Source organism: Pontimicrobium sp. SW4, assembly GCF_039954625.1.
In the GTDB taxonomy this organism is placed as follows: domain Bacteria; phylum Bacteroidota; class Bacteroidia; order Flavobacteriales; family Flavobacteriaceae; genus Pontimicrobium.
Genome location: NZ_CP157199.1, coordinates 398,873 through 417,441, shown reverse-complemented (window position 1 = coordinate 417,441; position 18,569 = coordinate 398,873). Strand labels below are relative to the sequence as shown.

Genomic DNA, 18,569 nt, shown 5'->3' with positions numbered 1-18,569 from the left:
AATAATCACCAAAAAATTCATGATAAAACGTACAAAAGCTTCCATTTCTAAATGTATATTACATAAAGTTGGTAACAAATTTAATGACACCAAAAATGCTTTTTCGGAGCAACCTATAGATTTTGATGAAGCTAGCTACGATTTAATACTCCCTTACTTGCTACGTCCTTTTAGTAGCGTTGTTGAAAGCTATAGGTTTAATCATCACTCCAACATCAATCTTAATGAAATTAACAGTTATGCAACTCAGTTATTAAATGATGATACTGATTTTGTGGATATTTCAAAACACATTGTTATGCATTTGTTCGAGCAATCAAACTCTGCTCAAATAAAAACTGGAGATGTTATTGTTTGTATGTTCCATGATATTCAATATGAAGACTATCTCACAGATGCCATTGGCATTTTTAAAGTTGAAAACAAATCACACTTTTTTCAAACACATTTAGAAAATAATAGCTACGATTTATATGTACAAAAAGGGATTCAAACAAAAAAAGTAGATAAAGGTTGTTTAATTTTAAATGCAACTGACGGTGAAGGCAATATTGTATTGAGTGTAGACCATAACAATTACGATACGCAATATTGGATTAAAAGCTTCTTAAATATTAAGTACCCTGATGACTCTAACCAACACACAAAAAATTATATTGAAATGTGTAGAGAGTTCTCCAAAGAAGTGATGCAACCACAATTCGGCATGCAAGAGCAGAGTTATTTTTTAGCAAAAACAGTTGATTTCTTTAAAGAAAATGAAGTTATAAATATTGAAACTTTTAAAGAGGACGTTTTTGAAGAAGAAGACCAAATACAACTGTTTGAAGATTATAAAAAAACCTACGAAAGTGATTATAATGTACTCATTAGAAATCAGTTTGATGTGTCGGAAGTCGTGCTAAAAAAACAAAAACAGAAGATAAAAACTGAAATAAAACTAGATACGAACATCCAAATAAAATTAGATGTGGATGCTCCAGATGCCTCAGCCGAATATCTAGAACGTGGCTACGACGATGAGAAAAAAATGCACTTTTACAAAGTGTATTTTAATGAAGAAGGTTAATTAAATATGTTATTGCGATGCTGACATTTACAGTCAGTAGAAAAAATATCTAGCTTCGTTTACTAGTACTGAACTAGCTTTAGTAATAGCTGATATAAAATTGTTACTGAGTTTGTCGAAGTATTAAAACGTGGTATATCATCACATTGGCAAAATCATGAAATGTATTCAAATAAAATTTATTTTACCAATAAATAAACCACTTGAATTTTGTGGAGAAAAAGTAATTTCATTAAAACTGCCAGAACAAGATGTGGATTTTAATGTAAACATAACTGAAAATGGAATTTATAAATTATATACTTTAAAGTCTAAGCCATTAAATACTAAAATTCAAGATTCTACAATCGAGAATATTAAGAATTCTCTTTATTTATCAAGTATTGATGTTCAAAGTGGAATCTTAATAAATCCAAACCTTGCTTCTGGAGGAATTTCAAATACTTTTAAAGAAACCCTTAACAAAATTGGAATAAAAAGAGAAAGTAATTTCGTTGGAATAAAGCTTGTCGATTGCGAAACCAAATTTATTAGTGCTAGTGGAGCACTGACAGTTGGAATTAATTCATCATTTTTTGAAAATTCGATTAATACTAAAATTAAAGAATATAGTTTAGTTGATGAAAAACTCTTAAGAGCTATAGAACTCTACAATTCAATATCTTACCTATCCAGAGTTAACAATTCTGCTAGATTTATTCTATTAATGTCAGCCATTGAATGTATAATTATTCAGAAAGAGATAGATGAACGAGCAATACATATTTTAGACAATGCAGAAAAAGAAATCAAGAACTTATCTTTGAACAAGACTGAAAAAGATTCAATTTTAAATTCAATAGAGTTTGCAAAGAAAAAGTCAATAAATAAAAGCGGAAAAGCAACAGTTCAAGAATTGTTTTTAAATTCAAGTATTGAATATAATGGTTTCAATCCAGTTGTCTTTTTTAGTAAAGCATATGACTTAAGATCTAGATTAGTTCACGATGGAATAACTAAAACAAAATTCTTAAATATTGAAAATTCGCAATTACAACAATTCACAATAGATTGTTTAAGTAGATACTATAAAAACTTTTGCCAACAATAGGTGTAATTTATGCTAAATTTAAACCCACAAACATCCAACAAACGATATACTACACCCAAAAATCTTCGGTTTTATTGTAGCACAAATCATAACTCTAAACCGTTAAACAAACCTTCAAAAACAACTCTCAGTTTAAGATTTATTCCAAAAAATAATGTCTAATTCCAACAAATCGTTTTTTTATAATTTGTAAAGAGTTGGTTCCAACTTTAAAATAGCGGGATAGATTATATATAGACAATAGTAACGTAAACCCAATAATCATTAAATTCCTTTTAAATCTAACATCTATATCAAAAATAACTTTGCCATCAACTTCAATTCTAAAAGGGTCTTCTTCTTGCTTATCTTCTCCTAAATAGAGTACAATTTCTTTACCGTATAAATTAGACTTTAAAAGCTCATTCCAATAATCCTTATATATATCAGAAATATAATATTCATGGTATTTGCGATCTGCAATAGTAATTATTAATCGCTCTCTAATAATATTCTTAAAGAGATAGTCTTTAGGTCTTCGCTCTTCATAGGTTTCTTTCTTAACAGAAGAGACCAACCCAGTAACAACTTCGAAGTCGTTTTTATTAAGTGAAAAATCTGGTAAAATATTATACCCAACTATAAATAATAGAAACATGTTTAGCAGGTAAAGTATTGTGTTTTTCAATATAGGAAGGGTTTATGCTTTTTTAACTCAGTTTCGTCAACTTTACTTTACCAAATTTTAATGAGATTACTGCTTTACCAAATATACTAAATGATTTAGAACGTAAAGTCAAACAACAACCTATTTCATAATCAAAGAATGTTTTTACATAAGTCACTACAAAACTCTTTAGCTCCTAATCTATTTATAATTAAACTTCTACAAGTTATATTTTGTTTTTATTTGTATAAAAAAAGAACTAATTTTAGAAAAGTTTCATTAAATATTGATCAACCCATTAACCAAAATTATTTTAATTTATGAAAGCTAAAAATATTACAACACTTGTCTTAGTTTTATTATTGTTTATCGCATGCAACACTACCACTAAAAATGAACTTCCTGTTCAAGAAGTAAAATTGACAGAAAATGAAGTTAGTCCAATAATTGACAAATGGCTAAAGTTATGGGAGACATATGATGTAAATATGCTTGATGAAATTTTCTTAGAATCCGATGAGCTAACTTACTTTTCTTCTGAAAAGGAAGGGTTAATGAAAGGGTATAAAGAGCTTAAACCTCATCATATAGGCTTTGGCTTTACCGAAGGAGGCAAAAAACCTGAAAAAGCATTATGGCTGGAAGACTTAGAAACCAGAATATATAATGGAAGTGCTATGGTTGGAGGAATTTGGTATTTTGGAGATAGATCTCTACCTAAAGACAGTATTTCTAAGGGTCCTGTAACTTTTGTTCTTATTAAAGATGAAAATGGGGCTACAAAAATTGCTCATACCCATTTTGCAAATTATTAAGTTTAAAAAAATAAAACTTAAAATTTCTGTAAACTTTATTTAAAACAAACGAGTGTTTATTCTTTAATAAATTCTACCTCAAAAAGCACTTTAAAATGCTTAAGTAATTTTGCCTTTACCTCGGCTTCGTCTACATGTTTTTTACCAAGCTCTACATTAAGCGATGTTACAGCTTTACCACGAATTCCACAAGGAATCATCAAATCAAAATAGCCTAAATTAGCATTTACGTTAAGTGCAAAACCATGCATCGTTACCCAGCGACTTGCACGAACGCCCATAGCACATATCTTACGTGCAAAAGGGGTACCTACATCCAACCAAACTCCTGTTTCTCCAGGACTACGCTCTGCCTTTAAATCATATTCAGCAAGTGTTAGAATAATCATTTCTTCTAGCAAGCGTAGGTACTTATGAATATCTGTAAAGAAGTTTTCTAAATCTAAAATAGGGTATCCAACTATTTGTCCAGGACCATGATAAGTAATATCGCCGCCACGATTCACTTTATAAAAAGTAGCTCCTTTTTCAGCAAGTTGAGTTTCATCAACTAGCAAGTTACTCATATCTCCACTTTTACCTAAAGTATATACGTGCGGATGTTCTACAAATAAAAAATAATTGTCAGTGTCTAGATTAGCATCTTCCCTTCTATTCTTTATTTTAGTATCAACTATTCCTTTAAACAAGGCCTCTTGGTAATCCCAAGTTTCCTTGTAGTCTTTAGCACCTAAATCCTGAAGCTTAATTTTCTTATTCATAGAGGGCAAAATTACGACTTTTTAAAATTAACCTTTATGTCAGTTCGAGTGTTTTTCTGAAATATAATGGAAGAAAAATGTATCGAGAATACTAAAAATTATCTGCTGCAAATTACCTCTCTGGATTATTTAAAATAACCAAGGCAGCAATAACACCTGGAACCCAGCCACAAAGCCACAATAAAAAGACAATGAAAATAGAACCACAACCTTTATCTAAGACAGCTAAAGGTGGGCAAAAAATAGAAAGTAAGACTCTCCAAATACTCATAAGATTGATTTTTTTAATGATTGATGATTACCTATCTGACGTTAATAACGTGCATTTGTTACAATTATATATGCTTAGTGTTAAGTTTTAATAAATAGTAATTATCTTTGTGCGTTTTAAATTTTATCACACAAATAACAACCATGTCGCAATTATCAGAACAAGAATTAGTACGACGCGAAAAGCTTAAAAATTTAAGAGCTTTAGGTATCGATCCTTATCCAGCAAATTTGTATCCTGTAGACCATACGTCTAAACAGATAAAACAAGATTTTGCTGAAGGTAAACAGGTTGTTATTGCTGGCAGATTAATGTCTAGACGTATACAAGGGAAAGCATCGTTTGCTGAGCTTCAAGATAGCGAAGGTCGCATACAAGTATATTTTAATCGCGACGAGATTTGTCCTGGAGAAGACAAAACATTGTATAATGACGTTTACAAAAAATTACTAGATATAGGTGATTTTATTGGTATAGAAGGCGAATTATTTACGACGCAAGTTGGTGAAAAAACAGTCATGGTAAAAAACTTTATTGTTTTAAGCAAATCTTTAAAACCATTGCCTTTACCAAAAACTGATGCTGAAGGAAATACGTTTGATGAGTTTAACGACCCAGAAATGCGTTACAGACAGCGTTATGCCGATTTGGTTGTAAATCCAAAAGTAAAAGATACATTTGTAAAACGTACACAAATAACAAATACCATTCGTGAGTTTTATAACGATATGGGATTTCTGGAAGTAGAAACACCAATTTTACAACCAATTCCTGGAGGTGCTGCAGCAAGACCGTTTACGACGCATCATAATGCATTAAATATTCCTTTGTATTTACGAATTGCAAACGAATTGTATTTAAAACGATTGATTGTTGGTGGTTTTGATGGTGTGTATGAGTTTGCAAAAGACTTCAGAAATGAAGGTATGGATAGAACACACAATCCAGAATTTACAGTTATGGAAATGTATGCCGCATACAAAGATTACAACTGGATGATGGATACCACTGAAGAATTACTTGAAAAGATTGCCATAAAATTACATGGTACTACTCAAGTTGAGTTTGATGGAAAAACTATTGATTATAAAGCACCTTACAAGCGTATTGGAATTTTAGACGCAATTAAAGAACATACTGGGTTTGATTTATACCAAAAATCGGAAGATGAAATCCGTGAAGCTTGTAAAGCATTAGAAATTGAAACAGATGAAACTTTTGGAATAGGTAAAATGATTGATGAAATTTTTGGTGAAACCTGTGAACCACACTACATACAACCAACATTTATTATTGATTATCCAACCGAAATGAGTCCGCTAACCAAAAAACATCGTTCAAAAGAAGGGTTAACCGAGCGCTTTGAATTGATGGTAAATGGAAAAGAATTGGCGAATGCCTATTCTGAGTTAAACGATCCAATCGAACAACGCGAACGTTTTGAAGACCAATTAAAATTATCTGAAAAAGGAGATGACGAAGCAATGTTTATAGATCACGACTTTTTACGTGCTTTAGAATACGGAATGCCTCCAACATCTGGTATTGGGATTGGAATAGATAGATTGACCATGTTTATGACTAATAATCCATCGATACAAGAAGTATTGTTCTTCCCTCAAATGAAACCAGAGAAGAAAGCTATTGAAATGAGTGATAACGAAAAAGCAATTTTCGAGATTTTAAAAACTCAAAAAAGCATGAACCTCAGCGATCTTAAAATACAATCTGGTTTAAGTAATAAAGGTTGGGATAAAGGAATTAAAGGGTTGGCTAAACATGGTCTTACCAAAGTAACTAAAACTGATGATGCTTTAATTGTCGAAGTGATAGAATAATAATGGCTAACATAAACTTGTTTTTGCATTACTAATATTCCATTAGTTAAGAAACTTCAATATATTTTAAAAACAAAAAACCAGTAATTATATAATTACTGGTTTTAAGGATTCTTTTTCAAATAGATTTTACTAGTTAACTACAACGTCAACAGTGTTTTTTATCATGCCTTTATAAGGATCGAAACCGCAAGGTAAATAGTCCTTAGTATCAAAATTAATTTCTATTTCTTCTTCTATTTCTATTAATTCGATAGTATTCCAATCTAAATCGTTTTTCCCTTTTAAAGCATTGAAGTTCTCTGGTAAATACTTTGCAGTATCAAAGCCTAATTCAACATCTTCTTCTAACTCAACAAGTTCGATTGCATTCCAATCTAAATCGTTTTTTCCTTTTAAAGCATTGAAGTTCTTTGGTAGATACATTGAAGTATCAAAGCCCAATTCTACTTCCTCTTCTAATTCAATAATTTCAATCTCATAGATTTCTAGATCTTCTGTATTTGAATCTTCTGTATTAGTAAAAAGCTCTTTTTCTAATTTGTGCTTTTCAGTGCTCAAATTATCATTTATTGTGTCACCTTCTATATTAATCTTAGCAGATATATTTAATATAAATAATACACTAAGTAAAAAAGTTAATAGGTATTTATTAAAACTTTTTATGTGGTTTTTTTTTGGTTCAGTTGTTTTCATTATTTCTGTTTTTAAACTTGATTGATACCTAATAGACGACAATAAATTAAATTTGTTACAGTACTATGCATTACATAATAGTTAATTAACAAACTTTAACACTTAACTCACACATATAGAGAAACTTTAAGTACAAATACAATTCAAAAAAAAGATTAGATAGGCATCATAATATTTAATTATAGAGCTAAAAAAAAGTATAAATCTTAGCGATCTTAAAACGTAATCGAAATTAAGTAAGCCCTTTTTATCAATTCTAATCAGATATACTACAGTCCTAATCCCATTAAGTACTTTAACAAAACATTAGCTTCCATATTTTTAATAATACATAGACATAAAATACATTTACTTTAAGTTTATTAATCATAAAAAATTGAATCACAATGAAAACCTTATCTCTTCTCCTAATACTACTTTCTGTTAATACAATAGTCGCTCAAGAAATGAATGATGAAAGCGCCATAAGACTAACCATAAATAATTATTTTGAAGGTTCGAGAAGTGACAATCCTGATTTATTAAAAAAGGCTTTTCATCCTGATGCAACACTAAAATACATTAAGGATAATGAGTATAATGTGACTCCTATTCAAAAGTTTTTTACTTATTTCACAAATACAAAAACTAGAACTTTTGAAGATAAGATTTTTTATATAGATGTTACAGGGTTAGCTGCTAATGTGAAACTTTCTACTAAATATGAAACTTATCAATATACAGATTATATGAATATGCTAAAAACAAAAGATGGTTGGAAAATAGTAAGTAAAATTTCCTATCGAGAGAATTTTTAATTACAAATAAACAGCATTTTTAATCTAAAAAAGGAGTCATGTAAATGATTCCTTTTTTTGTATTTTTAAACATCAATCACTAAAACAATAATTATGTTACGCAAAATTTCTTCATTATTTACTCTATTAGTTTTACTTGGTTCTTGTAAAAAAGAACAACAAGAAAATAGTGAAGACCATATAGTTGCTATAGAAAATGGTTTATTAAAAAGTATACAAGTAGAAGGTGAAGCTCCTGCAACTTTTAATATAGAAGAACGCATGAAAGTTCATAATGTTCCAGGAGCTAGTATTGCTGTTATTATTGATGGCAAACTACAATGGGCTAAAGGATATGGTATTGCAAACACGAATACTAATAAAAAAGTGGATATAAATACGTTATTTCAAGCTGGCTCTATTAGTAAACCTGTTGCCGCCCTGGCAGCTTTAAAACTTGTAGATGAAGGCAAGCTAGATTTGGATGAAGATGTAAGCACGTATCTTAAAAGTTGGAAAATCCCAGACTCTAAATTTACTGAAACTGAAAAAGTAACGCTTAGGCGTTTGTTAACTCATACTGCTGGAATGACTGTTCATGGTTTCCCTGGTTATACCCAAAAAGATTCATTCCCAAGTATTAATACCGTACTAAATGGAAAAGGAAATACAGCAGCAATACTATTAGATACTATTCCAGGGAGTCTTTGGAGATACTCTGGTGGTGGTTATACAATTATGGAAAAAATAGTTGAAGATGTTAGTGGATTATCTTTAGAAGATTATATGTCTAAAAATATATTACCGCAAATGGATATGACTAATAGTACTTATAGTCAGCCATTAGAAGAAAGCATGAATAGTAACGTAAGTGCTGCATATTATGGTGATGGGGAAATTATTGAAGGGCTTTGGCATAATTATCCTGAACAAGCTGCTGCTGGATTATGGACAACACCTTCGGATCTAGCGAAATACCTCATTGAGATTCATAACATATATGTAAACGATTCTGATGGAGTTCTTTCAAAAGATATGGTGACTAAAATGTTGACAAAGGATATGAATGATTGGGGTTTAGGTCCATCACTTCGTTGGGATAACGATTCATTAATTTTTGGACATGGAGGTAAAAATGCAGGATTTACAAACGATATGATGGCTTTTGCTAAAAGTGGGAATGGTGTTATTGTAATGACGAGTGCTGATAATGGCGGTAGACTTATTGGCGAAGTACTTCGTTCTATTTCTAAATACTATAATTGGGGAACACATAATACTAGAGAAGTTGCAGTAATTAAAATACCTCAAGATGAACTTGAAAAATTTGCAGGAAAGTATCAGTTAGATTTTCAAGTACCAGATATAGGAGATTATAATATTGATGTTACCATACGAGATGGTAAAATACATGTAATAGACCCAAATAATAATGATGAAAACTTATTTACTCCTCAAGAAGAAACGAAATTTATTGACCTTGATAAAGGTGATCGTATTGAGGTTAAAACCGACGATTCTGGAAATATTAGCTTCTTATGGAATGGACAGTATAATTTCAACAAAATAAATGAATAAAAAAATAACGATTGTCTTTGCTATATTCTTTTCAATTTATGGATGTGCTCAGCAAAAAGAAAATTCTCCAAACAATGACGCAACGTTAATTAGTGTTGCAAAAGAAATTATGCAATCTGCCAAAACTTGTGCTCTTGTTACTTTAGATGATAAAGGAAGACCTAGAGTAAGAACTATGGATCCATTTCCTCCCGAAGAAGAATTAACTGTTTGGTTTGGGACGAATAGCAACTCCAGAAAAGTTAATCAGATTAGAGAAAACCCTAAAGTAACTTTATACTATTTAGATAGTGATGATACAGGTTATGTTATGATACATGGTATTGCGAGCATAGTTAATGATAACGCTGAAAAAGAAAAACATTGGAAGGTGAAATGGAAAAGTTTCTACCCAAATTACCCAGATGATTATATGCTCATTAAAGTTAAACCGGAGTGGCTAGAAGTTATTAGCGAAACTCGTGGTATTCTTGGAGATGAAAAAACATGGTTACCACCAATTGTAACTTTTAGTGAGAATTAAAAATAAAAAAAGCCAACACAATGTGTTGGCTTTTTTAATATAATAAGGTTTATTCTTTTGGCTTAACATCCCAATTAATAATAGCATTCCAAAGCATTGGTGCATCATGATGATTTAAATATCTATGTAGTGGATTAAACGTAAATGCAACTACGTGCCCTTTTCCAACAGGTATATCAAAAATGGCTCCTTGACCTACAATTTTATCTTCATTTTTAACCATTCCCGAAAGCACATATTTATGTTTTGACTTTTCTTTTGATTTTGCAACAGCTATTGAATCTGGCTTATAGTCTACCATTCCCATAATTTCTCCTTCATATACTTTTTCATCTTTTAATTGACTAGTTCCATATTGCATTACCATATGGTCTCTTTGATATTTCCCTACTTGATACATTTGTAAATTACCTCTAAAAACATGTGTGATTTCTGGATAACCATTCATAATGTGATGTCCTTTATTTCTAACTTTAGTAGTTACTAAAGACCCTGGATGGTATAAATTGCCTGTGCTTAAAGGCGTTAATTCTCTAGTAATACCAGTTTCTGCTGCCATTCTAGTTGCATTAGCAAGTGTTATTAATGTGCCTCCATTCTCTACGAATTTTTTTAGATTATCCATCCCATCAAAACCTGGACCTCCAGTCATATCATCTGTAGCATCTGGATAACCATGGTGTGGAAATTCGTCTGTTTTTGTATAAGGCATTGGTCCCCATTTTGTATCAATACCATGAATCATAGTTTCAACATTTCCTGAGGTATGTGGAATTAAAACAACATCGAAACGATTATTTAAATTCCCATTCTTTAAATCGTCCTTATCTATTGAGGTATATGGAATACTTCTATTTTCGAAAGTAAATCTAGCCCAACCTTCAGCTTGAGTATTATACCACGTATGATAAATAGCTATACGCGGTAATTTTATTGTTTTTGTTGATTCATTAGAAACTGATGAAGCCTTTACAACATCTAACCCCATATCTTTTATAAGATTTACCGTATTCTTATCTGCTCCCGAAATTATAATACTTCCGCTTCCTAAAGGTTTCTTCTTTACCGTTATTGGCTTAGTAGTAATATTTATTTTCGCCTCTTTACTAGATGATGCTACTTTATAAAGTAATGGTAGCACCTCGTTTTGAGCTTTATAATTAATAATTAAGTTAGATCCACTTCCAGAATCTGAACCTTTAACAGAAACATCCTCTGTAAGCAATTCTAAATTGCTAGTTGAAAAACCATCAGCCTTAGCAACAGTCTTCACATCTACACCATACATTAACCCATAAGTCCAAGCAATATCATCATAAGGATTATGCTTTGCGGTTTTTGGATAATTTTGCTTTGATAGTAGCGCATCTGCGAAGCCACTATATGGTTGATTAAGAAGCACTACATATTCTCCTTTGTTATCTCCCTTATTTCTAAGATGTACATCAATCCCTTGCACTCTTAACTGGTTTACCAAATAGGCAGTCATATTAGGATCACGCTGGTCTTTGCTGATTACATAAGCATATTTCCCTCCATGTTTCCATTTATTAATATTATTTACACCTTTTTGGTAGAAATTTTTAAGCAACTGATTTCCGTTATTAGCAGCATAACTTAATGAAGCCACAACACCAGACTGCATATAATTAATATTATTTCTTGAAGACCATAACACTTTCTCAGTTGGTGGTACAGGACGATACCATTGTCTTGAATGCACAGGATCGCCAGCATATCTTGTATTAGAAAGATCTCTCATAAAAGTATTTCCTCCTCCATTTCCAAAAGTTTCGTAAAAACGTCCCGTGGCATTGTGGTTGTTAGCAACCCAAATACCATATCCTGGCCACCAACCATTGTAAAATGCCCAAGTAAAAACACCTGGCAGCCCTTCTGCCGTTACTTGTGTTAAATCATGATTTCCCATTACCTGCCATTCACCAATAGTAATTGGATCTATGTAGGTATTATAAGGGCCTGTTCCTGTTGAAATATATAATAACGCTACCGATTCGTGCAGGTCTAACATTCCAACTGGATGATACTCATAAAACACATCAAAAATTGCTTTTGTTAGTGCTTGTGAAACTTGTAGACCATCTCTGTTATTGTCATGAAACACATATTTACCCCAATATGGTGAAGAACCACGCATACCATCATCAAACTCTTTTTTAGATTTTGTATAGCGATAATACCAATCTACTTGTTTATCTCTTCCGTCAGGTTCAGATACAGGATTAATTAAGGTAATAACATTGTCTCTAATATTATCCATTTCACTACTTTCTTCAGCAAGTAACCTAAAGACCAATTCCATTAGCATTTCTGGTGATCCCATTTCAGTAGAATGAAGCCCTCCATTAAGGTAATACATAGGTTTAGTTTTTAAAACTAAACTTTCTACTTCATTCTCCTTTATTGTTCTAGGGTCAGCTAACTTATTTAGGTTTTGCTTATAAGTTTCAAGGTTTTTTAAGTTTTCAGGACTTGAAATAATAAGCAAGTGAATTGGTCTTCCTTCTTCCGAATTAGTAATAGTTACCATTTCCATCCTATCGGATTTAGAGGCTAAAATTTTATAATAATTATAAATATCTTTTGTATGATGCATCACACCTGGAGCACCTATAATAGTCCCGAAATGTTCTAATGGTGAAGGTAGTATTGATGATGCTGGAAAAGTTTGCATTGATCTTGGTAAAAAACGCTCATCAGTAGTGTGTTTTTTTATTAAATCTGCATACGCTTTATCAATATTTTGCGCAAATACTTGAGTAAAGGCTATAGTGCATAATAATAGTACCATAACCTTTTTAAGGTTGGTTGGATTTTTCATATTGGTTAGCTAATTAGTTATAATTTACTCTCTTGGCCAAACATTATCCTTAGAATCCTTATCAGGAAATCTTCTGTTTGGATCAAAAGTTATTTTCTTGATTTTTCGAGATCCAAAATTCATTTTCGCTTCAAAAACTCTATCTCTATTAAACCAAACATCTACAGGCCATGTAACAATAGCTGTGTTCTCGTCTACCATTTTAGCATTAGATATTGCATTAATTGGCAGCTCTCCGTCTGCAAACTCAACTTTAAGTACTACTGGTGATGGCATTTCTCCAGCTTGGTGTATTGTTACCACAGTTTCATTTCCATTAGTTTTTACATCTTGTATAGAGGCATTTACAGACTCTGTAGTCCATAACCAATAGTACCAAAACCATCCTAAATCCTGTCCTAATTCATTATTCATAAAGTATATATAATCCCATGGAGAAGGATGCTTAAAAGCCCAAGCTTTAGTATAATTACTCATTGCTTTTTGAACAGCTTCATCTCCAACAATACCACCAAGCATAGACAGCATTAAAGGTGCTTTTCTATAGGTTTGGTAGCCATAACCATTACCAGCATAATTAGCGCTCCACATCATAGTTGCTTCATCTTCATTTCCACTTTGAAATCCATAACTTTGTCCTAAACCATCCAAATTAGCAAGTTCGCCTCGTCTATGCGCTCCAGACAAAATATTCATATACGAATTAAATCCTTCATCCATCCATCCATATCTAGCTTCATTTGTCCCTAACATCATAGGCCACCATTGATGAGCCGTTTCATGATCTGCTGCTCCTTGATTTGAATTAATAACCATTGGATATTCCATTCCAGCACTTGGACCATCTTGAATTGTCAATTGAGGAAATGGATAAGGTGCCCACAAATCTGAATAAAATTCTAATGCATGGCGTGTACGTTCTATCGCTTCAACAAATCGATTAGCACGTTCTGGCAAATACACCATATGTATTGGTATTGGTCCCTTTGTTGGAATTGTAGCTCTACTCGCTTTCCAAATAAAATCATTTGATGTAGCCCACGCAAAATCGTTTACCTTATCAGCTTTAAAATGCCAAATTAAGCTTTCGCCCTCTGCAGTAGCTTTTCCAGCACCTCTCTCCTCTTCTCCAACTATAGTAATTTCATCATTGGAATTTAATACTTTAGACAAACGCTCTCTTGCAGTAGATGTTAAAACTTCTTCTGGATTTTGCAAGATTCCTGTTCCACTAACTATCCAGCCAGCTGGAACATCTATCTTTACATTAAAAGTTCCAAAATTATTGAAAAATTCGGCAGGCCCTAAATAGACATCTCTTTGCCAGCCTCTTAAATCATCAAACTTAGCCAAACGCGGGAACCATTGTGTTGGTTGAAACAATCTATCTTGCCAACGTTGAGTCATCCTATGACCTCTTCCATTTTCTCCTCCTGGTAATTTTGTGTTCCATTCAATATATACTTCTGCCTTACTTTTAGACTGTATTGGCTTTTCTAAAGTAATTGTTGCTACTGTTTGCTGTAAGCCAGATACTGATAATCGAGGTATTACTTTTTCTCCTCTTCGTCTTGGTTGTGGTCTAGCATATAAATCTACTTCATTTCCATTTACCTTAAGCTTGGTTATTACCATTCCTTCAGTAGTTTCTGCTGGAACTGATGAACCTCTAGGTACATCTGCTCTAAAAATATTATGATCAAGCCTTAATACAATTTGTGTTAACTCTGTATTACTATTATTATGTACTAAAATAGTTTCTGAACCAGAAAGCACTTGTGTTCTTGGATTTAAGCTTACATTAATATTGTAATCGGTCTCTAGCTGCCAGTAGTTGTTACCTGGTTTACCTGTAAAATTTCGAGTACCTTCGTTAAATGCTTTTGTTATAGAATTGGTTAATGGAACTTGTTGCCTAATGGCTCTCTTTTTTGAAGTTCCATCATTAATTTGTGCAGACATTAGTGAAAACTGCATCAAAACTAACATTAAAATAATGTGCTTTTTTTTTGTAATCATTGCGGTTGGATTTAAATTTTAATAACTTAATAAGCATAATTACAACATATTATATAAATATTAAAAAAAAAGCCAGTAATTAACATTACTGGCTTCAAGGTCCTTATTAATACTCTTTGGCAAAAATTAATAAAGACACACTACTACATCTTCTTTTTCACAGTTTATACCTTTATATGGATTAAAGCCACTAGGTAGATATTTACTAGTATCGAACTCTAGTTCCACTTCTTCCTCTACTTCTACTAATTCAATGCTTGACCAGTCAATATCGTTTTTCCCTTCTAATGGGTTAAAATCTTCAGGTAAATATTGTTTTGGATCAAAATCGAAATGCACTTCTTCTTCTATTTCATAGACTTCAAAAAGGCTTAGATTAATATCGCTTTCAAAAAGTGCAATTTCAAGGTTTATTTCTTTTAACGTTTTATAATTTTTTTTAGTATCAATAGGAATCTCTCCAGAGATTGCATTAGCATTAAACGCTATAAATGCTACAAGTAATAAAATTAATCGGTTCATAATATTTTTGGTTTTTTGTTTTGTTTTATACCTCTATTGACGCTACAAAAACCTAAATGTTACGAGTGTTTAGAAATGTTTAACACATTTAAACTCTTTTTAGTGATTTTTTAAGATTCGTGACTTGAAATGTTAATTTTTTAAGACAGCTATTTCAGAATTTCATTGATAAGTTGGTGGTATTTATCAAACTCATTTAAATTATTATGACCACCATTTTCTATAACTGTTAAAGTTGTTTTGCCTTTAGGTGAAACCTCATACAATTTTTTTCCGCTTGAGAATGGTACAACATAGTCATCAGTTCCATGGATAATAGAAATTGAACATTTTACATTTTTAATATGTTCGTTATTTGGCAACTTATATTTAAGTAAGCTATTTGCAGGAAAAATTGGAAATCGTTTTTTAGCAACATCGGCTATACTATAAAAAGGGGCTTCTAAAATTACTTTTTTAGGGTTATTTAAGGATGCCATTTTTGTTGCCATAGCTCCTCCTAAAGATCGACCATAAACAATAATGTTGTCTTCTGCCCAAAACTGTTTTAAATGATTATAGCATACTTGCGCATCATCATATAGTGCTTGCTCACTCAACACTCCTTTACTTTTTCCATAAGTTCTATAATCCATGACATATATATCATATCCCATAGTCACAAAATACTCAACAATCTTTCCCCAGCGTTTTAAATTTCCTGCATTACCATGAAAATACAATATTGCTCCTTTTGGGTTGTTTGCCTTTATGTGTAACGTATTTATAACACCTTCATTTGGTGTATCTAGAAAATACTCATCATATTCATAAGTCAATTCGTAGATATAATCTTGAGTTAGCGTTTCTGGTAAAAACAAAAACTTCTCTTGCAATATATAAAGTATTGCTCCAACAATAATATAAAGCCCTAGCAGAGTTAAAGCGAGTTTTTTAAGCTTTCGTTTTAGATTTTTTGGACGTGTGTATAACATTAATACTTGTTGTTGAAAAATCGATTTCTACAGGTTTTGAATTTATAATTTCTTCAATCATTTTATGGTAAGACTCATAATTATTTAAGTTTTTATGTCCTCCGCCTATCACAGTATGCAATTTAGTTCGCTTAGCATTAACCTGAGATAACTTAACACTAGACTTGTAAGGTATTAACTTATCATGTGTGCCATGAATGATATGTATTGGACATTGTACATATTTTAACCATTTGTAGGTTGGCAATGGATATTTCATTAACAATGATAAAGGCATAAAAGGCATATAGCGTCCAGTAACCTTAGTTAAACTATAATAAGGTGCATCCAAAATTAAAAGTCTAGGATTATTAATGGATGCTAACTTTGCCGCAAAACCTGAACCTAGTGAGCGACCATATAAAATAATATGCTCCTCTGGAGTTCGCTCCTTTAATTTATTATACACTTCTTGTAAATCTCGCTTAATAGCTTTTTGCGAACGTCGTCCTGTACTTTTTCCAAAGCCTCTATAATCGACCATAAACACACTATAGTCATGTCTTGTAAAGTCTACAGCAAATTTGCCCCAACCCTTAATACTTTTTGAATTTCCTTTTAGATATAATACAATACCTTTAGGTTGATTTTTACTCTTAAACAATAAACCATTAATTTTTGCTCCATCTCTGGTTTCTAAATAGTATTCTTTTGTGTCTTGATTTTCGTAAGCAAACTTAAAATCTTCACTCAGTTTTTCTGGTTTAAACAACATATAATCTTGCAAATAATATAAGGCAATACTAATTACAATATAAGTAACAGCAACAATCAAAATAATTTGCAACCAATAAGGCATTTTTAATAATTTCTATACAATATATGAAATTTCAATCTATCTCATTATTGACGTATTTCTTATTCAAGAATAAAAATAGCTTTCTTCTTAGCAGAGTGAATTCATAGAAAATAATGACAACATATCGGTTTTTTTAAAATGCTTTGAGACTTTTTTACTACTTTCAGCAACAATTATTAAAACCCAAATTAATGAAACGCCTTATAATTGCTTTAGTGGTATCATCTCTTTTTACGTCATGTTTAAATGATTCTGATGATTATGTTGTATTACAAGATGATCCTATTGTTGCTCAATTTTTACCAAACCTCTCTCAATTAAATTTATTTGTAGGAGATTTAAATACCCTAACCATAAACTCCAATATGTTTAAGTATGAATTAAACACTCAATTGTTTACCGATTATGCTCATAAACTAAGAATTATTGGACTACCAGAAGGTGCAACTTTACAGTATGAAGATGATGGGTTTCCAATATTCCCAACAGGAACTTTGATTGCAAAAACATTTTATTACAATTTAGACGAAACCGACCTAAACTCGGCACAGCAAATTATAGAAACTCGTGTGCTAATTAAAGAAGAAACCGAATGGACAATTGGGAACTACGTTTGGAACGAAGAACAAACTGAAGCTTATTTAGATACTAATGAGCATCAAGTAAAAGTAGACTTTGTCAATGAAGAAGGTGAAGACGTTGAGATAAACTATGTTGTACCTGGGGCAAATGACTGTACAAAATGCCATAGTAATAGTAATGATGTTACGCCAATAGGTCCAAAATTACGCACCATGAATTTTGATATTGATGGTGTTAATCAATTGCAAAGTTTTATTGATAAAGGTTACTTAACAGACGCTCCTTCTCTAGGTGAAATAGAAGTTTTACCTAATTGGGAAGATGATGTAAACTACAGTTTAGAAGAACGCTCACGTGCATATTTTGATATAAACTGTGCTCATTGCCACACACCAGGTGGGTTTTGTGAATTTCAATCGACTTTAGATTTAGCTTTTGAAACTGACTTTAATGACACTAATATATTTCAAAGACGATTTAGCATTTCTGCTAGAATGAGTTATTATTTTCCTGGAACTAGCATGCCACTTATAGGCACAACCATGATTCATTCTGAAGGTTATAATTTAATACAAGAGTATTTAGATTCTTTAGAATAATTAACTTTTATAAAGCTCGTTTTTAACACTCACTCATTTAAGTTAAATAAATATTAATTTTTTTTAACAAAAAAGAGCCGTTTGTTTAGTATTTCCTATTTTCACGTACTAAACCAAAAAACTAGTTAAT

17 protein-coding genes are annotated in these 18,569 nt (G+C 31.6%); 8 read left to right on the top strand and 9 right to left on the bottom strand.

Translation table 11 applies throughout. The annotated features are described in order from the left end of the window. Positions 1–19 precede the first annotated feature (19 nt). Both ABGB03_RS01970 and ABGB03_RS01965 read left to right on the top strand, forming a co-directional pair. Entirely contained in the window at positions 20–1,069 is a 1,050-nt protein-coding gene (locus tag ABGB03_RS01970) for a nucleoid-associated protein (RefSeq protein WP_347924402.1), read from the top strand. A 157-nt stretch (positions 1,070–1,226) separates the two neighbouring features. Continuing rightward, positions 1,227–2,159: a hypothetical protein gene (locus tag ABGB03_RS01965; RefSeq protein ID WP_347924400.1), complete on the top strand. Its 933-nt coding sequence runs from the start codon at positions 1,227–1,229 to the stop codon at positions 2,157–2,159. Positions 2,160–2,298: 139 nt separating this feature from the next. Here the strand turns inward: ABGB03_RS01965 and ABGB03_RS01960 are convergent, their stop codons facing one another. Then, a complete protein-coding gene (locus ABGB03_RS01960) occupies positions 2,299–2,796 on the bottom strand; it encodes a hypothetical protein (RefSeq protein WP_347924398.1) in 498 nt (165 codons plus the stop codon). Positions 2,797–3,125: 329 nt separating this feature from the next. Between ABGB03_RS01960 and ABGB03_RS01955 the strand changes: the two genes are divergently transcribed. After that, entirely contained in the window at positions 3,126–3,620 is a 495-nt protein-coding gene (locus ABGB03_RS01955; RefSeq protein WP_347924397.1) for a hypothetical protein, read from the top strand. Between the two features lie 56 nt (positions 3,621–3,676). Here the strand turns inward: ABGB03_RS01955 and lipB are convergent, their stop codons facing one another. Both lipB and ABGB03_RS01945 read right to left on the bottom strand, forming a co-directional pair. Further along, on the bottom strand, positions 3,677–4,381 hold the full coding sequence (gene lipB, locus ABGB03_RS01950) for a lipoyl(octanoyl) transferase LipB (RefSeq protein ID WP_347924395.1): 705 nt from the start codon (positions 4,379–4,381) through the stop codon (positions 3,677–3,679). A gap of 112 nt (positions 4,382–4,493) precedes the next feature. Then, a complete protein-coding gene (locus ABGB03_RS01945; RefSeq protein ID WP_136844972.1) occupies positions 4,494–4,652 on the bottom strand; it encodes a YqaE/Pmp3 family membrane protein in 159 nt (52 codons plus the stop codon). Between the two features lie 143 nt (positions 4,653–4,795). Between ABGB03_RS01945 and lysS the strand changes: the two genes are divergently transcribed. Next, on the top strand, positions 4,796–6,490 hold the full coding sequence (lysS, locus tag ABGB03_RS01940; RefSeq protein ID WP_347924393.1) for a lysine--tRNA ligase: 1,695 nt from the start codon (positions 4,796–4,798) through the stop codon (positions 6,488–6,490). Positions 6,491–6,622: 132 nt separating this feature from the next. Here the strand turns inward: lysS and ABGB03_RS01935 are convergent, their stop codons facing one another. Next, positions 6,623–7,186 carry a hypothetical protein gene (locus tag ABGB03_RS01935; protein ID WP_347924391.1) on the bottom strand — a complete coding sequence of 188 codons (564 nt, stop codon included), beginning with the start codon at positions 7,184–7,186 and terminating at the stop codon, positions 6,623–6,625. A gap of 386 nt (positions 7,187–7,572) precedes the next feature. Between ABGB03_RS01935 and ABGB03_RS01930 the strand changes: the two genes are divergently transcribed. The 3 genes from ABGB03_RS01930 to ABGB03_RS01920 all read left to right on the top strand — a co-directional run bounded on the left by ABGB03_RS01930 (position 7,573) and on the right by ABGB03_RS01920 (position 10,063). Continuing rightward, positions 7,573–7,983 (top strand): nuclear transport factor 2 family protein, encoded by a 411-nt coding sequence (locus ABGB03_RS01930; protein ID WP_347924389.1) that lies wholly within the window; start codon positions 7,573–7,575, stop codon positions 7,981–7,983. A 93-nt stretch (positions 7,984–8,076) separates the two neighbouring features. Next, positions 8,077–9,540 (top strand): serine hydrolase domain-containing protein, encoded by a 1,464-nt coding sequence (locus tag ABGB03_RS01925; protein WP_347924387.1) that lies wholly within the window; start codon positions 8,077–8,079, stop codon positions 9,538–9,540. Beyond that, positions 9,533–10,063, top strand: a complete 531-nt coding sequence (locus ABGB03_RS01920) for a pyridoxamine 5'-phosphate oxidase family protein (protein ID WP_347924385.1) — start codon at positions 9,533–9,535, stop codon at positions 10,061–10,063. Before ABGB03_RS01925 ends, ABGB03_RS01920 begins: the two co-directional genes overlap by 8 nt. Positions 10,064–10,112: 49 nt before the next feature. Here the strand turns inward: ABGB03_RS01920 and ABGB03_RS01915 are convergent, their stop codons facing one another. From ABGB03_RS01915 to ABGB03_RS01895, 5 genes are all read right to left on the bottom strand, one after another. Then, the gene (locus ABGB03_RS01915) at positions 10,113–12,905 is read right to left on the bottom strand and encodes a M14 family zinc carboxypeptidase (protein ID WP_347924383.1); all 2,793 of its coding nucleotides are present in this window, start codon (positions 12,903–12,905) and stop codon (positions 10,113–10,115) included. A 24-nt stretch (positions 12,906–12,929) separates the two neighbouring features. Beyond that, a complete protein-coding gene (locus tag ABGB03_RS01910) occupies positions 12,930–14,924 on the bottom strand; it encodes a M1 family metallopeptidase (RefSeq protein WP_347924381.1) in 1,995 nt (664 codons plus the stop codon). 126 nt (positions 14,925–15,050) lie between these two features. Then, positions 15,051–15,446, bottom strand: a complete 396-nt coding sequence (locus tag ABGB03_RS01905; protein WP_347924379.1) for a hypothetical protein — start codon at positions 15,444–15,446, stop codon at positions 15,051–15,053. 149 nt (positions 15,447–15,595) lie between these two features. Next, positions 15,596–16,420 (bottom strand): alpha/beta fold hydrolase, encoded by an 825-nt coding sequence (locus ABGB03_RS01900; RefSeq protein ID WP_347924377.1) that lies wholly within the window; start codon positions 16,418–16,420, stop codon positions 15,596–15,598. After that, complete coding sequence (locus tag ABGB03_RS01895; RefSeq protein WP_347924376.1) at positions 16,380–17,258, bottom strand: alpha/beta fold hydrolase; 879 nt, start codon at positions 17,256–17,258, stop codon at positions 16,380–16,382. Before ABGB03_RS01895 ends, ABGB03_RS01900 begins: the two co-directional genes overlap by 41 nt. A 191-nt stretch (positions 17,259–17,449) precedes the next feature. Between ABGB03_RS01895 and ABGB03_RS01890 the strand changes: the two genes are divergently transcribed. After that, entirely contained in the window at positions 17,450–18,439 is a 990-nt protein-coding gene (locus ABGB03_RS01890; RefSeq protein ID WP_347924375.1) for a hypothetical protein, read from the top strand. Positions 18,440–18,569: the final 130 nt, after the last annotated feature.

Excerpts from the sequence above, each read along its gene's own strand:
- ABGB03_RS01970 (WP_347924402.1), top strand. The coding sequence starts at position 20 with ATGATAAAACGTACAAAAGCTTCCATTTCTAAATGTATATTACATAAA.
- ABGB03_RS01965 (WP_347924400.1), top strand. The coding sequence starts at position 1,227 with ATGAAATGTATTCAAATAAAATTTATTTTACCAATAAATAAACCACTT.
- ABGB03_RS01960 (WP_347924398.1), bottom strand. The coding sequence starts at position 2,796 with ATGTTTCTATTATTTATAGTTGGGTATAATATTTTACCAGATTTTTCA.
- ABGB03_RS01955 (WP_347924397.1), top strand. The coding sequence starts at position 3,126 with ATGAAAGCTAAAAATATTACAACACTTGTCTTAGTTTTATTATTGTTT.
- lipB (WP_347924395.1), bottom strand. The coding sequence starts at position 4,381 with ATGAATAAGAAAATTAAGCTTCAGGATTTAGGTGCTAAAGACTACAAG.
- ABGB03_RS01945 (WP_136844972.1), bottom strand. The coding sequence starts at position 4,652 with ATGAGTATTTGGAGAGTCTTACTTTCTATTTTTTGCCCACCTTTAGCT.
- lysS (WP_347924393.1), top strand. The coding sequence starts at position 4,796 with ATGTCGCAATTATCAGAACAAGAATTAGTACGACGCGAAAAGCTTAAA.
- ABGB03_RS01935 (WP_347924391.1), bottom strand. The coding sequence starts at position 7,186 with ATGAAAACAACTGAACCAAAAAAAAACCACATAAAAAGTTTTAATAAA.
- ABGB03_RS01930 (WP_347924389.1), top strand. The coding sequence starts at position 7,573 with ATGAAAACCTTATCTCTTCTCCTAATACTACTTTCTGTTAATACAATA.
- ABGB03_RS01925 (WP_347924387.1), top strand. The coding sequence starts at position 8,077 with ATGTTACGCAAAATTTCTTCATTATTTACTCTATTAGTTTTACTTGGT.
- ABGB03_RS01920 (WP_347924385.1), top strand. The coding sequence starts at position 9,533 with ATGAATAAAAAAATAACGATTGTCTTTGCTATATTCTTTTCAATTTAT.
- ABGB03_RS01915 (WP_347924383.1), bottom strand. The coding sequence starts at position 12,905 with ATGAAAAATCCAACCAACCTTAAAAAGGTTATGGTACTATTATTATGC.
- ABGB03_RS01910 (WP_347924381.1), bottom strand. The coding sequence starts at position 14,924 with ATGATTACAAAAAAAAAGCACATTATTTTAATGTTAGTTTTGATGCAG.
- ABGB03_RS01905 (WP_347924379.1), bottom strand. The coding sequence starts at position 15,446 with ATGAACCGATTAATTTTATTACTTGTAGCATTTATAGCGTTTAATGCT.
- ABGB03_RS01900 (WP_347924377.1), bottom strand. The coding sequence starts at position 16,420 with ATGTTATACACACGTCCAAAAAATCTAAAACGAAAGCTTAAAAAACTC.
- ABGB03_RS01895 (WP_347924376.1), bottom strand. The coding sequence starts at position 17,258 with ATGCCTTATTGGTTGCAAATTATTTTGATTGTTGCTGTTACTTATATT.
- ABGB03_RS01890 (WP_347924375.1), top strand. The coding sequence starts at position 17,450 with ATGAAACGCCTTATAATTGCTTTAGTGGTATCATCTCTTTTTACGTCA.